This window comes from Hominibacterium faecale (assembly GCF_020734085.1).
GTDB classification, from domain to species: Bacteria; Bacillota; Clostridia; order Peptostreptococcales; family Anaerovoracaceae; genus Hominibacterium; species Hominibacterium faecale.
In genome coordinates this window covers 86,463-99,365 of record NZ_JAJAGH010000008.1, presented here as the reverse complement: position 1 = coordinate 99,365, position 12,903 = coordinate 86,463, and the positions used below count along the sequence as shown (strand labels likewise).

16 protein-coding genes are annotated in these 12,903 nt (G+C 49.7%); 2 read left to right on the top strand and 14 right to left on the bottom strand.

Going from position 1 to position 12,903, the window contains the following annotated elements:
- Nucleotides 1–10: 10 nt before the first annotated feature.
- The 6 genes from LG211_RS11795 to LG211_RS11765 all read right to left on the bottom strand — a co-directional run bounded on the left by LG211_RS11795 (nt 11) and on the right by LG211_RS11765 (nt 4,174).
- The gene (locus LG211_RS11795; RefSeq protein WP_148395912.1) at nt 11–409 is read right to left on the bottom strand and encodes an SRPBCC family protein; all 399 of its coding nucleotides are present in this window, start codon (nt 407–409) and stop codon (nt 11–13) included.
- A gap of 21 nt (nt 410–430) precedes the next feature.
- Nucleotides 431–1,165, bottom strand: a complete 735-nt coding sequence (locus LG211_RS11790; RefSeq protein WP_465250800.1) for a GNAT family N-acetyltransferase — start codon at nt 1,163–1,165, stop codon at nt 431–433.
- Nucleotides 1,166–1,321: 156 nt separating this feature from the next.
- On the bottom strand, nt 1,322–1,672 hold the full coding sequence (locus tag LG211_RS11780; RefSeq protein ID WP_148395914.1) for a YdhR family protein: 351 nt from the start codon (nt 1,670–1,672) through the stop codon (nt 1,322–1,324).
- Between the two features lie 8 nt (nt 1,673–1,680).
- Nucleotides 1,681–2,523, bottom strand: a complete 843-nt coding sequence (locus tag LG211_RS11775) for an acetoacetate decarboxylase family protein (RefSeq protein ID WP_269477584.1) — start codon at nt 2,521–2,523, stop codon at nt 1,681–1,683.
- A 107-nt stretch (nt 2,524–2,630) separates the two neighbouring features.
- On the bottom strand, nt 2,631–3,566 hold the full coding sequence (locus LG211_RS11770; protein WP_148395916.1) for a LysR family transcriptional regulator: 936 nt from the start codon (nt 3,564–3,566) through the stop codon (nt 2,631–2,633).
- 26 nt (nt 3,567–3,592) lie between these two features.
- Entirely contained in the window at nt 3,593–4,174 is a 582-nt protein-coding gene (locus tag LG211_RS11765; protein WP_148395917.1) for a TetR/AcrR family transcriptional regulator, read from the bottom strand.
- A gap of 175 nt (nt 4,175–4,349) precedes the next feature.
- On the opposite strand from LG211_RS11765, the gene LG211_RS11760 reads away from it, so the two are divergent.
- Together LG211_RS11760 and LG211_RS11755 are read left to right on the top strand one after the other, a co-directional pair.
- Nucleotides 4,350–4,655, top strand: coding sequence for a DUF6363 domain-containing protein (locus LG211_RS11760; RefSeq protein ID WP_148395918.1), 306 nt, complete (start codon nt 4,350–4,352; stop codon nt 4,653–4,655).
- Nucleotides 4,652–6,001 carry a radical SAM/SPASM domain-containing protein gene (locus LG211_RS11755; protein ID WP_148395919.1) on the top strand — a complete coding sequence of 450 codons (1,350 nt, stop codon included), beginning with the start codon at nt 4,652–4,654 and terminating at the stop codon, nt 5,999–6,001. The genes LG211_RS11760 and LG211_RS11755 overlap by 4 nt, the downstream gene beginning before the upstream one ends.
- A 22-nt stretch (nt 6,002–6,023) precedes the next feature.
- Here the strand turns inward: LG211_RS11755 and LG211_RS11750 are convergent, their stop codons facing one another.
- The 8 genes from LG211_RS11750 to LG211_RS11715 all read right to left on the bottom strand — a co-directional run bounded on the left by LG211_RS11750 (nt 6,024) and on the right by LG211_RS11715 (nt 12,901).
- On the bottom strand, nt 6,024–6,713 hold the full coding sequence (locus LG211_RS11750) for a YjjG family noncanonical pyrimidine nucleotidase (protein ID WP_148395920.1): 690 nt from the start codon (nt 6,711–6,713) through the stop codon (nt 6,024–6,026).
- Nucleotides 6,714–6,739: 26 nt separating this feature from the next.
- Complete coding sequence (locus LG211_RS11745; protein WP_269477583.1) at nt 6,740–7,387, bottom strand: GNAT family N-acetyltransferase; 648 nt, start codon at nt 7,385–7,387, stop codon at nt 6,740–6,742.
- 14 nt (nt 7,388–7,401) lie between these two features.
- A complete protein-coding gene (locus LG211_RS11740; protein ID WP_269477582.1) occupies nt 7,402–8,469 on the bottom strand; it encodes a helix-turn-helix domain-containing protein in 1,068 nt (355 codons plus the stop codon).
- Nucleotides 8,470–8,614: 145 nt separating this feature from the next.
- Entirely contained in the window at nt 8,615–8,974 is a 360-nt protein-coding gene (locus LG211_RS11735) for a DUF6054 family protein (protein ID WP_148395924.1), read from the bottom strand.
- Nucleotides 8,975–9,006: 32 nt separating this feature from the next.
- Complete coding sequence (locus LG211_RS11730) at nt 9,007–9,684, bottom strand: nucleotidyltransferase domain-containing protein (RefSeq protein WP_148395925.1); 678 nt, start codon at nt 9,682–9,684, stop codon at nt 9,007–9,009.
- 2 nt (nt 9,685–9,686) lie between these two features.
- On the bottom strand, nt 9,687–10,994 hold the full coding sequence (locus tag LG211_RS11725; protein ID WP_269477581.1) for a pyrimidine-nucleoside phosphorylase: 1,308 nt from the start codon (nt 10,992–10,994) through the stop codon (nt 9,687–9,689).
- Between the two features lie 27 nt (nt 10,995–11,021).
- Nucleotides 11,022–12,194, bottom strand: coding sequence for a phosphopentomutase (locus LG211_RS11720; RefSeq protein ID WP_227755367.1), 1,173 nt, complete (start codon nt 12,192–12,194; stop codon nt 11,022–11,024).
- Nucleotides 12,195–12,199: 5 nt separating this feature from the next.
- Nucleotides 12,200–12,901, bottom strand: a complete 702-nt coding sequence (locus tag LG211_RS11715; RefSeq protein WP_148395928.1) for a metallophosphoesterase — start codon at nt 12,899–12,901, stop codon at nt 12,200–12,202.
- Between the last annotated feature and the right edge of the window lie 2 nt (nt 12,902–12,903).

Genomic DNA, 12,903 nt, shown 5'->3' with positions numbered 1-12,903 from the left:
GTCTTGGTCTCTACTCTTCCAAAGCTTTCCGCAGGTCGTCCGCATAGGTCTGCTGCTGTTTTTTCAAATAAGCGCCGGCAAAAGGCTTCATAAACCATTTCTTCACCATTATATCTTCTGTAAAATCAATGGTTGTTTTTTCACCTTCACCAGAAAAGAGCCCGACCCAGTGGCCCTTCATATTGCCGTTTTCCATATCGAATTCGTAGCGCTGCAGGGGCTCAAAAGCCGTAATGGTAAAGGTGGTCGCATAGCCCTCCTCCGTATATTCCACGAATTTGCAGCCCTTTTCTAAAACCTCGATCCTGCTCACATCGCTTCTCCAGCCCCATTCTGTCAGAGATGTAACCGTATTCCATACAGTTTCCACATCCCCATTCAAAGTCACCTTTATATTGGCAGTTGTCATCCGTTAAACCTTTTCCTTTCGTTAAAATTCCAGCCGCATGTCGTACCACAAGGCCCCGCCGTGAACCGACTGGGATTGGCCCCAGTTCTGAAAGCCAAACTTTTCATAATAGTGAACCAGCTCTTTCTTGCAGGTGAGTATACAACCTTTACGACCCTGCTTCTTTGCATCTGTGATCAAGCGCTGTAGCAGCAAAGCCGCGCAGCCCTTGCGCCGGTATTGGGGAATGGTATCCACGCCGAACACGGTCTGCCAAGCACCATTTTCAATATGTAAATCTGCCTTTTCGTACATCAGATCATCAATCGTTTCTTCGTTGGTGACCAGGCCGTTGATAAAGCCCACCAGCGTTCCTTCATCCTCAAGCAGCCAGAAATGATCGCCGAATACCCTCAGCCTTTCTGCAAAAGCCTCTTTCCCCGCCGCTTCGGCCTGAGGAAAACACCCAGCTTCCACAGAAACCACAGCCGTCAGATCCTCCATCGACGCCCGCCGCAGCTTCAGCTTTGCCCATGCCTTGCAGTTTTCCAGCTTGGGCTTGGGATCGAACCCCTGATCCACGCCCATCGTCGCCAGCATTTCGCAAGGGAACTCCCTGCATTGACCGCAGTGGTTCAGCCCCTTTTCTTCGCAGCAGGACTTGACGCCGCACGGGCTTCCCCAAAAGGGCTTATCCATATAAATACAACCTCTGCAGCTGACATCCGTCTTTCTTTCACATTGGCTGCAATCGACGCCGCATCTCGATTCAAACATTTTGCGCCTCCTTCTCGTTCCTAGGGTAGTGTCTGGTTGGTGTTTGGATAAATCAGATACTACTCTGGGGTTTATTGTATAACAAAACAAAGAAAAACTCCATAGAAAAACCGCTGCATTGGGTTTTCAGCCAGCGCAGCGGCTCTCTTTTAACAATTATTCTTTTAAATCCTTGATCTGGGGCAGATCAATCGGCCCTTTGGTGATATGCGTTTGTTCTTCCGCAATGGTCCAAATCTGCGTCGTCACGTTGGACACGCCCTGGCGCGACTGCAAGTTGAGAACGGCCTGCTTCGCATAGGCTTTTGCCGCTTCTATTGAAGCAAACAGATAAAATCCGCAGCCCTGTTTTTTATCAGAGTCCAAACCCCAAATTTTCCATTGCAAGGTGGGCAGCTCCAGCATTCGCCGGGCCCCCTCCATGGTGAACGCAGTATCTACCGTCTCGTCAAAGGTCAAACCTTCACCGCCCAAATCCATTTTTACACAAAGAAATACAGACATCATTCCACCTCCTACAGCTTGTGATCAAATCCATAAAACGCATACGGCAAATACTCCTGCGGATCTACTAGGTACTCATCCTCCGGACTTCTTGCGCCATCAAGGGCAATGCCGTCAAAAGTCATGATCGCCCCCAAAGTATGAACAACCGGAAGAGAATCCCATGGGTCGTGATCCGAATGCTGATAGATGACCTCGCCGGTACCAAGGATCGGCTTTTTCGGGCCTGGATGTTTGGTCTTCCACACAGTATAGAGAATGGGGCTGGGTGCCTTGGAAATATCAGAAAGATGAGCCCACTGGCTGGCGGGCCAGAGATAATTGTAGATGATCGTAGCACCTGGATGGCCTTCCGGATCCGGCGGTGTCAGCAGCTCGCCGATGGCCTCCATCAGCTTGGGATCATTGGGTTTTCCGTTGAGCTGAGCTTTGACGGAATAATACGTTATCCCATGCCGCCTGGCGCTGGCCTGATAAGTTTCTCCCTCCTGCTCCATGGATAGGCTTCCCCACTTTTTCGGATAACCGCCTACCTCCCGCCCGAGAATGCTGCCCATGTCCACATCTAAGGTCATGCCGGGAACAAAAAGTCCTGGAAGTCCAGTTTTTTCATGAACAGCTGCGACATAGAGAGCCGCTTCGTTATAGGGTACCTCAAAATTAGTCTCCGTAAAATGATTGAATCCGGCAACGACGATGGGACGTTTGTAGGGCTTCAGCCCCGGCGGCAGGACATCAGCCGCAGCCTCCGGCGTTGTTTCGTAAAAGACCGACATGATTTCTGCACCTGGAAAATCGGTGATCCCGCCTTTCAGCGTATCGCATACCTGCTCCTGCGTTCTTTTAAAGCTCATGGTTTTACCTCCTATGTTTTGCTTTTTTCGATTCTTTCTAAAACCATGATAGCATCTGCCGGCCTTGCTGAAAAATACCCATTACTTATAGGGGTATTGGTTTTTGTTTATCGCACTTCCTCGGTCCAGTCGATCTTTTGCATATCAGCGAAAAGCTCGGCGGTGGCCCAGGACAGCGGCTCGTCAAGAGAATGAATACTATACCCCAAATTAACCACTTCCACATCGCTGCAGCGGCGCAGCACCAGGCCGTTGTTCTGAAGCGTTTCGGGATGAAGGCCGGCAATCCACATATAGGTGCCGGGGCATCGACTCAGGGTTTCCATGGCGCCCGCCCGGTCATATACAAAGATCCGTTTGGGCGATAAGATAATATCGCTGACCTTGGTGATCGTCTCATAGGAAGCGGAAGGGATTTCATAATCCCCATAAATGACGACAATCTGCTCTTCCAGCATCTCTTTGCAAAGCGTTTCTTCCTTTGCCAGCGGGTTGTCTTTTGACATGGCAACCAGGAATTCCCGCTGATAATGTTTCTGAAAGGATAAAGAATAGCGTTGGAACAAATTGAGAAAATATTCCTTTTGTGCGTCGAAAAAATGCAGAACTCCCAGCTCAGATTCGCGGCAATGCACGTCCTCCACCACTTGGAAGGGATTGGTTTCCTTTACGTGTATCTGAAACTCCGCTTTGGCTGCATGACGGTTGATGAAATCGGTGATACAGCGATTGATCTGGTGGGATCGGGTTGCGGAGATGCGGCTGCGGACCGCTGTTTCCGGTTTTATGCGCAGCTTTGCGTGGAGCGCGTTCACCTCAGTCAAGATGTTTCTGGCTTCCTGGACAAAGACCCGGCCTTCTTCTGTCAGCGCCATCCCTTTGGCTGACCTGCGGAATAGCTGAACCCCCAGTTCCTTTTCAACGGCTTTGATGGTATTGCTCAGATGTGGCTGGGAAAGAAACAAATTCTGAGCAGCCTTTGAAATGGAACCGGTCTTTGCCACTTCTGAGATATATTCCAACGCAAATAGATTAAGACTCATAACACCTCTCCCTTTCTAATGATCTCTCATGCCTTTTCCTGAGGCTTTGTCAGCAGCTTTTGCAGGCCATAGTAAGCCGTATCGCCGATGATCTGCGCCAGCTCGTCATCGGTCATGGGCAGATCGCCCCGCAGCCACTCCAGATAGGTGGAAATGGTTCCGGCCGCATAAAACTCCGCGCAGATTTCCAGTTCCGCTTTGGAAATATCCAGCCGCTCTCCCATGGTTTCGATCAGACTTTCCTTTAATATATCTTTAATGGCTCCCCATAAAAAGGCATAGGAAGGCGTCTTGGCAATGTGCTGATACAACTGGAGATTTTCTTCCATCAGCGTGTTTAGAGCCCGAAAGAGCACCGCTACATCCGAGGTATCGTCGAAAAAATCGTTCTGTTCCAGCCGCAGGATAAGCTCTTCTGTTTCCTGCCGGCCGAATTCATGAATAATATCTGCGATGGAATCATAATGTAGATAGAACGTTTTTCGGTCAATATTGGCTCTCTGCGCAATTTCCGTTATGGTAATTTTAGGCGTATCCTTTTCCAAAATCAGCGACAGATATGCTTCACGGATGGCTTGTTTGGTTTTTTGTACTCTTCGATCTGTCATGTTTCGCCCCACTTTCTGTTAACTTGTAGAATAATACTCAGATCAAAAATTCTGGTAATTGAAAAAATTGTCACTCCCTATTATAATACCCATATGTAGAAAAAGCAACATTTGGGATATAATCATCGCGGAAGGGAGATGATCGGCCACCAGAAATCGGGATAAAGGTCCCCTGATGACATCGATACAAAAAATGCTATACGAAAAAAATTACAAAAAATATCCTCGCCTGCTGGAGGCAATTGAATCCTCCCCCGACACCTATAAAAAGCAAATCCGCATTTTGGAGCAGCTGGAAGGGGAGAAAAAAGTCTTTCGGATTCGTCCTGAAAGCCGTGAAGTGAAACGGTTCGAAACGGATTATGATACTTTGCAAGCTTATTATTTGCATGGATATGAGACTGCAAAGAACTGCTGGTCCGGCCTGATGAGCTTTTTAAAAGGAGCGGCAGCAATAAAAGCAAAGGAGATCGTACAATGAATATCAATGAAAAAATCAAAACATTCGGCTTCAATAAGGTCCTTCATTATCTTGAAAAGGATCCGCAGACCAATATACCAAAGCTGATGGAGTTTGTGGACCATGTATTTCCCAAGGATGAGTTTGCGTCCCAGAGGGCGGCCTTCCGCAGCGCTATCGATGAGAAAAACAACTGGTATCAGCTGATTATGCGGGTTTACGATCTGGATCCCCAGACCAGAATCACCTTTTTCCGCAACTTTATCCTCAACGGCAATCTGCTCAGCTGGCCCATTCAGGATGAAAACCGGGAAAAGTATGGCTGCAACATTCCCTGGGCGATCCTTCTTGATCCCACCTCAGCCTGCAATCTTCACTGTACCGGCTGCTGGGCTGCGGAATATGGCCACAATTTAAATCTGTCCTATGAGGATATCGATTCCATCATCAGTCAGGGCAAAGAACTGGGTACATATGTCTATATTTATACCGGCGGCGAACCGCTGGTGCGAAAAGACGATTTGATTCGCCTCTGCGAGAAGCATCATGACTGCATCTTTCTCTCTTTCACCAACGCCACTCTGATTGACGAGGCATTCTGCCAGGAGATGCTCCGGGTTCAGAACTTCGTGCCGGCCATCAGCCTGGAAGGGTTCGAGGAGGCCAACGACAGCCGCAGAGGAGACGGTGTTTACAAGAAAGTGATGCGCGCGATGGAGCTTCTCAAGGAGCACAAGCTGCCTTTCGGCATTTCCACCTGCTATACCAGCCAGAACTACGATGATATCAGCAGCGAGGCTTTCTTTGATAAACTGATCGATATGGGAGCATTCTTCATCTGGTTCTTCCATTACATGCCGGTGGGCAAGGATGCATCGCCCGAACTTTTGCCAACACCAAAACAGCGGATGACTGTTTATGACCGCATCCGCAAGTATCGGAAGACAAAGCCCATCTTTTCCATGGATTTTCAAAACGATGCTGAATTTGTAGGAGGCTGCATAGCCGGAGGCCGCCGTTATCTGCATATCAATGCGGCCGGCGACGTAGACCCTTGCGTGTTCATCCACTATTCCAACGCCAATATCCACGATTGCTCACTGCTGGATGTGCTGAGATCGCCGCTCTTTATGGCCTATCACGATGGGCAGCCGTTTAACGACAACATGTTCCGGCCCTGTCCGATGCTGGAAAATCCCGATATACTGCCGAAACTCGTAAGGGAATCCGGCGCCCATTCCACCGATCCCCAGGCACCTGAGACTGCGGAAGAGCTCTGTGCCAAGACTGTTCCCTATGCAGATCAATGGACGCCTGTAGCCGATAAATTATGGGCGGAGCAGCAGGCTGAAAAAGCAGGCAAATAGACTGGTTGTGCTGCGGACAAGATCAAAAAAGAATCTTTTCAACTTCACGCAGTGAAGAAACAACATAATCGATCTTCAGACCTTCTGGAACCGGTGCTCCTTCCGGGTTAAACCAGCAGCAGCGGATTCCGGCGTTGTTGCCGCCTGCCATGTCGCTGGTCAGGGAATCTCCGATAATCATCACGGCTTGCGGATCATAATCCGATATTTGCTCGCTGCACAGGTCGAAGAATTCTTTGCTGGGCTTTTCTGTTTCCATTTCTTCGGAGATAAAGATGCCATCCATCAAATCATAAAGTCCGCTGCGCCGCAGCTTTCCATTCTGCGCGACGCTGCTGCCATTGGTGACCACATACTGGCGGTAGTTTTGGGCCAGCTTTTGACAGATCTCCAGGGCATAATCCTGCAAAACGGCACTGTTTCCCAGTGCCTGCTGATACTCATCATGGAAGCGCTGACAATCGATTCCGCTGACCTTTAAGTATGCGAAAAAATCCTCAAATCTGCCGATGTACACCCGACTCTTGGGGATTTCCTTTTTCTCAAACCGCTGCCAGTAGGAGTGGTTGCACGCTTTATACCAGTTAAATTGCTCCTCATTAATCGTCACACCGTACTTTTTCAGACACTGGTTCATACAAATTTCTTCTGATGCGGCAAAATCCAGCAGCGTTCCGTCCACGTCCCATAATATGGTTCTTATCGTTTCCATACTTCCTCCTTGCGCCTCGATTCATGCTAATTTCTCTGCCATTCTTTTTTCATCTCTTCTCGTTTCTTTTTATCGCTGGCATCCAGAGCCGCCCCCAGCATGAATCCAATCGCGATTCCAAAACAACTGCCCATCGCCATATGATCCATGGCTGCGCCAATACTCAGCCCTACGCTCATGAACAAGCACATAAAAATGGGCAGATAGACGGAGGCCGGCTTTTCTTTTTCAAAGCAGACGCCCTCTTCTCCCCTGCCGCATTCAGCAAACTGTAATTTTTCCAAAAGACGCACGGAAGCAAGATTATCTTCTTCTGCCTCTGCTGTTACAAAATATACATTAGTCTGAGAAAAGGCCCATTCAACAGCCGCCCGAACAGCCTCTGTCCCTAAGCCTTGTCTTTGATATGCTTGTTCGATGCCATATCCGATTTCCACCTGGCCCTTTTCAGGCACCCCATGAAAACCCAGGCTTCCAATTTCCTCTCCAGTTGTCTGTAAAGTGATCCGCCAGCCCGTGTACCAGTCTCGGTCCTGGGGATGCTGCCGACAGCCGTCGAGCATTTCACGCAAAGCCGCGCTCATATGCGCCTCTTTTTCCCGGGCAATCTTCTCACCCAATTCCTCGTCTGTCATCGGCGTAATAAGTAATTTTTTTGTTTTTAATGGTTTCATAATATGGGTCCCTGTCAAAGCTTCTCTTCCTTCACATCCATTTCAAAGGCTTTGATCAATCCTAAAAACTCCGGGTCTTTTCGCAAAAACGCGACAGTGGGGTCATTCTTCAGGCCTGCCGCAAAGCTAGCCGTCATTTGCTCTGTAAGCGCATAACTGCCCGCCTCATCCTGAATATGCTTATACAGTGAGGACTGGTTGATTTTCCACGGCTGTTTCATTGCAGCCAGCAGGTTTTTCAGAGCCTTTATACAGCGGTCCTTATCCTCCAGCACAGCGGCGATACGAAATTCTGTCAAACAGGGGAAAATCCCCCACAGGTCATACAGCTTTGCGGTTTTCTGAGACAAACCTATTAATTCTTCCAGCCTCTGCTCATCCCGTTCTTCAGCAGCGATTTCAATCAGCATCAGAAAGTGGGATTCCAACTCCTGTCCGGCCTTGGCCACAGCCAGTTCCATCAGTTCTCCGGCTTTATCAAGTTTTCCCTGGGCGATATAAAGGCTGGCCCTCAGATGAACCGTATCCACGGGAAGCTCCGGCAGCTCATCCAGCAGAGCTTCTGCTTGTTCCAGTTCTTTACGCTCAATGTAGCGGCCGACCAGCATCAGCTTCGCCTGATGGCTGATCTCAAAATCATCTCCCTGCGCCGCACGGAGGTAAAGCTTCTCGATCTCCTCCCTGCAGCGCTGACGCTCATCCTTTTCCGGCAGTCGGATCAGTGCCGCCTCCAGCGTGACGGCCGCATAAAAGAGGAGCTTGACACAGGTTGGATACTGGGCAATCTTCTCCATGGCCGTCTGGTAGCATACAGCAAAATCCTCCGTCATCGCCATAGCGGAAAGCTCTGCTGCGAATTGTTCCACTTCCTGATCAGTCAGATTTTCGTGAAAAGCCAGCAAAGTATTCAGGTCCGTCCCAAGCAGCCGGGCCAGAGGCGGCAGCAGGGTAATATCCGGATAAGATATGCCCTTTTCCCATTTATTAACGGCCGGCGCAGTGACGCCCAGATAGCGCGCCACCTGTTCCTGTGTCAAATTCAATTGCTTTCGTTTCTCTCTGATTACTTGAGGCAGTTTCATAAAAAACTCCTTTCCTTCTTCAACGGTATCTTACTCGTATTTTAGCATTGGAGTTCTTCTAATGATATTGACCGGTTATTAAGTTTTCATCAAAAAACTTAACTGTTATTCATATATTTGCGCTGATTTCCTGCTCCAAACCACCTCAACCTAAGCGGATTGGCTTGTATGCGGCGATTATATTTTTTGCTTCCTCAAGCACGCGGGCTTCGCTCTCCACTCCAAAGGACCAGTACTTAAACAAGATATTATTGCTGCCGCCTGAAACCATAACTACGATTTTGAGCATTCCGACATATTCTAAAGTCGTAACGTTCATCGTCAGCCAATTGCCTCCGCGAAAGGAATATCGTTCAAAAACCTGGATACAGCACCGAACCCCATTGATCTTTGTACGGAACTGATGCCGGATCTCAGAAAAAAGCTTTTCACGCTGCATCGCCTGCTCCAGATAACGGGTAAATTCATCGATATTTCCCTGCATTTGCGTTACAAACTTTCCCATAGATTTGCCTTTCTCTATTTAATTGAACCTATTCACCGTATAAAATTGGTCCGTGCGCTCTTCTCTGCCTGGGGCGGCTGGATTCGTTCTGCCGACCAACTAATCAGCAGGTCAGACAGAGGTTCGAAATTGGCCGGACAATCCTCTTTCATCTCTAAAATTCTCTGCTCCTGCTCGCCCAAAAGCGGCAGCAGCTGATGATGCTTATGTATGTAGGTTCCAGTTTTGCAAAAATGCTCCGCCTGCATGACAAAAACCGCCGCTTTACATAATGCATTCAAAGCTGCCGGTTCTTTTCCATGCAAAAAGTTGTGGAGGCACCCATGATAAATGGCGCAGGCTCCCATATGGACCGCCTTTGCTGCGCTGTCCCCATCGTCCAGCTTGATCAGCTCTTCCAGGCTGCCGTATACGGGGATCGTATCGTAATAAAACTGGAACAATTCCCCTTGCTCCCAATTCTGCAGCTCGGCTTTTCCGGAGATAAAACCGCACAGCCGGTCTCTGCAGGGCAGGCTTTCTACAGTCCTTTCATATTGCTTGATATCTTCAAAGGACAGGGTATCGAAAATCACCACCACATCGATATCGCTGTCAGGCCCCGCCTCTTCCCTGGCCTGGCTTCCCTGCAGGCCGATAAAAAGGACGTTCTCTTTAAATTGATTCAGGATCGCATCCTGAAAGTCTTTCATCCATTGTTTAATATCCATATCTATAACCCTATGATCTCTTTGATCAGCTTGTTTGTCTGCAGCATTTCTTCTCCGATCTGATAGGCGGACAACAGCTCTTCGGCAGCCGCCGCAGCTTTCTGCTCATCGTTTGCAAATACAGTAGCTAATGTTTCGCCTTCCAGCGCCGCATCGCCCACTTTCTTGTGGAGATAGATTCCCGCCGTCATATCGATGGCATCACCTTTGGCAGCCCTGCCGGCCCCTGCGTGCTGAGATGCGATTCCCACCTGACGTGCCTTAATCTTTTGGATAAATCCGGCCCCAGGGCTGGTCACTTCCACTGCGAACTGATGCTGAGGAAATAAGCCGGCATCATCGAGGATCCTTGGGTCTCCTCCCTGCCCCTTTATAAAGAGGCGCATTTTTTTCAAGGCAGCGCCGCTTTGCAGGCTTTCACCGGCCATACGATAGCCCTCCTCAGGGGAAGCTGCTTTTCCGCCCAAATAAACCATGATCCCGGCCAAAGTCTGCGAAAGCAGGGTAATGTCCTCCGGTCCATTGCCCTTGAGCGTCTCGATGGCTTCGATCACTTCCAGGCTGTTTCCCACTGCCCGGCCCAGGGGCTGATCCATATCCGTGATAACTGCCGCAGTCCGCTTTCCGTCCGCATTGCCGATCTCCACCATCAGCTCGCCTAGGCGGCGGGCATCTTCCAGGCTTTCCATAAAAGCGCCGTCGCCGCACTTTACGTCCAACACAATAGCATCGCTGCCGGAAGCCAGCTTTTTGCTCATAATGCTGGAAGTGATCAGACTGAGGTTCTCCACCGTACCCGTCACATCCCGCAGCGCGTAAATTTTTTTATCAGCCGGAGCGATGCTGCCGGTCTGTCCGATAACGGAAATGCCGTTTTCATTGACCAGATTGACAAACTCCTGCTCCTCCAGCGTTGTCCGAAAACCTGGTATGGATTCCATCTTGTCCACCGTGCCGCCGGTAAAGCCCAGTCCTCTTCCGCTCATCTTGGCGATGGGCACGCCGCAGGCGGCGGCCATGGGGCCCACGATCAAAGTCGTTTTGTCTCCTACGCCGCCGGTACTGTGCTTATCCACTTTGATTCCCCGTATGGCCGACAGATCCACAATATCGCCTGAATCCCGCATAGCGGTCGTCAGGGCATAGGTTTCTTCCTTATTCATGCCGTTGAAATAAATGGCCATCAGCAGGGCGGACGCCTGATAATCTGGAACTGCGCCTTCCGTATATCCCTTAACAAAGAACTGGATTTCTTCTTCGGTCAGGACGCCTTTGTCCCTCTTTTTTATGATCATATCATTCATATTCATTTTCATGTCCCCCTGTCTTGAACCGATCTATTTTTTGATCTGATTGAAAAAACTTTCTCCAATGGCCGTTTTCTTTGCTCCCAGCATTTCACAGACAGTCGCCCCGATATCAGCAAAGGAACTGCGGATCCCCAGATCGACCCCGCTGCGTATCTCCGCTCCTGTGATCACTACCGGAACATGTTCTCTCGTATGATCCCATCCACTGTGTACCGGATCGTTGCCGTGGTCCGCACACAGGATAAGCACATCGCTGTCTTTCATGGCCGCCAGAATTTCCGGAAGGCGGGCATCGAATTCTTCAATGGCTTTTCCGTAACCCTGGGGATCTCTCCTGTGCCCATACTTGGAATCAAAGTCCACCAAATTGGTGAAAATCAATCCCTCAAAGTCCATATTGAGCGCTTCAATGGTTTTATCAACGCCATCCATGTTGCTGACGGTATGGACCGCCTGAGTGATTCCCTGGCCGTCGAAAATATCCCGTATCTTACCAATGGCATAGGTTTCCTTTCCCAGCTCCGCCACATGATCGAGCATGGTTTTTCCGGAGGGAGAAACGGCATAATCCTTCCGGTCGGCCGTTCTGCTCCGTTTTCCATCCTCCAAAACGTAGGGACGGGCAATGACCCGGCCGCAGGACCAGTCGCCCTGGAGCATTTCCCGGGCAATTTGACAAATATGGTAGAGCTCCTCCAGGGGAATCACAGCCGTATTGGCCGCAATCTGAAAAACACTGTCCGCAGAAGTATAAACAATGGGGTTTCCCGTTTCCTCATGCTCCGGCCCCAGCTCATCAATGATCACCGTTCCCGAAGCCGTGCAATTTCCCAGGACCTCTCTGCCTATGGCCTTCTGGAATTTCTCGATAAATTCCTGGGGGAATCCATCTGGATACGTCTTAAAAGGCACTTCCGTATATAGTCCGGCGATTTCCCAGTGGCCGGTAATGGTATCTTTGCCGTTGGATTTTTCCCTGAGCTTGCCGAAGGAGCCTGCAGGATCGCTGACTGCAAAAGCCCCGCCCGCGGCCCCCTGAATATTTCCAAAACCCAGTCTTTGCAGGTTTGGCATGGAAAGCTGAGGGTATTGCTGGGCAATATGGCCCAGCGTGTCCGCCCCCTGATCGCCGTAACGTCCCGCGTCCGAAAGCTCCCCCACGCCCAGACTGTCCAGTACAAGAATTGCTGCTCGTTTCATGATCATCACTCCTTTATCCGTACAGGCCTGCAGTTGAGATAGTCCAAAGAGACCAGCCTGTACATTACCCCGTTATAAGTTCCCTGTAATCCATTTTTGAAAGCCTCTTTTCCATGAAGATGGCCGTATACCACTTGACTGACGCCTGCCCTGGAAAAGGCATCCGTAAAACCTGAGCCCTGGGCCTGACCTGCGGACGGCGGAAAATGCAGGACGCCGATGATACGATCGCCGCCGCCTTTTTCTTTGGCATCCGTAAGGGACATCTCCAGTCTCAAAAGCTCCCGTTTATAGATTTTTTCATCCTGCTGGGTAAAATCGTCATTTCCCGGGCAAATCCACCCCCGGCTGCCGCACAGAAAACAGCCTTCTGCTTCAAAGGCCGTATTCTGTACAAAATGGATCGAATCATAAAGGCTGTTGAGCTTTCCGATTCCGCTCCACCAGAGATCGTGATTTCCCTTGAAAATCACTTTTTTCCCAGGCAATCCGTCGATCCAGTCCAAATCCGGGATCGCTTCCGAAAGCTTCAGCCCCCAGGAAATATCCCCGGCCAAAACGATGGTATCTTCCGGCTTAATCAATTCCAGCCAGTTCTTTTTCAATTTTGCCGCATGATCGATCCACGCACTGCCGTATATGTCCATGGGCTTTTCAACGCCCGGAGCAAAGGACAGGTGCAGATCGCCAATCGCATAAATGCTCATGT

Excerpts from the sequence above, each read along its gene's own strand:
- LG211_RS11770 (WP_148395916.1), bottom strand. The coding sequence starts at position 3,566 with ATGAGTCTTAATCTATTTGCGTTGGAATATATCTCAGAAGTGGCAAAG.
- LG211_RS11740 (WP_269477582.1), bottom strand. The coding sequence starts at position 8,469 with ATGAAACTGCCTCAAGTAATCAGAGAGAAACGAAAGCAATTGAATTTG.
- LG211_RS11780 (WP_148395914.1), bottom strand. The coding sequence starts at position 1,672 with ATGATGTCTGTATTTCTTTGTGTAAAAATGGATTTGGGCGGTGAAGGT.
- LG211_RS11755 (WP_148395919.1), top strand. The coding sequence starts at position 4,652 with ATGAATATCAATGAAAAAATCAAAACATTCGGCTTCAATAAGGTCCTT.
- LG211_RS11720 (WP_227755367.1), bottom strand. The coding sequence starts at position 12,194 with ATGAAACGAGCAGCAATTCTTGTACTGGACAGTCTGGGCGTGGGGGAG.
- LG211_RS11750 (WP_148395920.1), bottom strand. The coding sequence starts at position 6,713 with ATGGAAACGATAAGAACCATATTATGGGACGTGGACGGAACGCTGCTG.
- LG211_RS11795 (WP_148395912.1), bottom strand. The coding sequence starts at position 409 with ATGACAACTGCCAATATAAAGGTGACTTTGAATGGGGATGTGGAAACT.
- LG211_RS11715 (WP_148395928.1), bottom strand. The coding sequence starts at position 12,901 with ATGAGCATTTATGCGATTGGCGATCTGCACCTGTCCTTTGCTCCGGGC.
- LG211_RS11790 (WP_465250800.1), bottom strand. The coding sequence starts at position 1,165 with ATGTTTGAATCGAGATGCGGCGTCGATTGCAGCCAATGTGAAAGAAAG.
- LG211_RS11765 (WP_148395917.1), bottom strand. The coding sequence starts at position 4,174 with ATGACAGATCGAAGAGTACAAAAAACCAAACAAGCCATCCGTGAAGCA.
- LG211_RS11760 (WP_148395918.1), top strand. The coding sequence starts at position 4,350 with ATGACATCGATACAAAAAATGCTATACGAAAAAAATTACAAAAAATAT.
- LG211_RS11725 (WP_269477581.1), bottom strand. The coding sequence starts at position 10,994 with ATGAATATGAATGATATGATCATAAAAAAGAGGGACAAAGGCGTCCTG.
- LG211_RS11730 (WP_148395925.1), bottom strand. The coding sequence starts at position 9,684 with ATGGATATTAAACAATGGATGAAAGACTTTCAGGATGCGATCCTGAAT.
- LG211_RS11745 (WP_269477583.1), bottom strand. The coding sequence starts at position 7,387 with ATGAAACCATTAAAAACAAAAAAATTACTTATTACGCCGATGACAGAC.
- LG211_RS11735 (WP_148395924.1), bottom strand. The coding sequence starts at position 8,974 with ATGGGAAAGTTTGTAACGCAAATGCAGGGAAATATCGATGAATTTACC.
- LG211_RS11775 (WP_269477584.1), bottom strand. The coding sequence starts at position 2,523 with ATGAGCTTTAAAAGAACGCAGGAGCAGGTATGCGATACGCTGAAAGGC.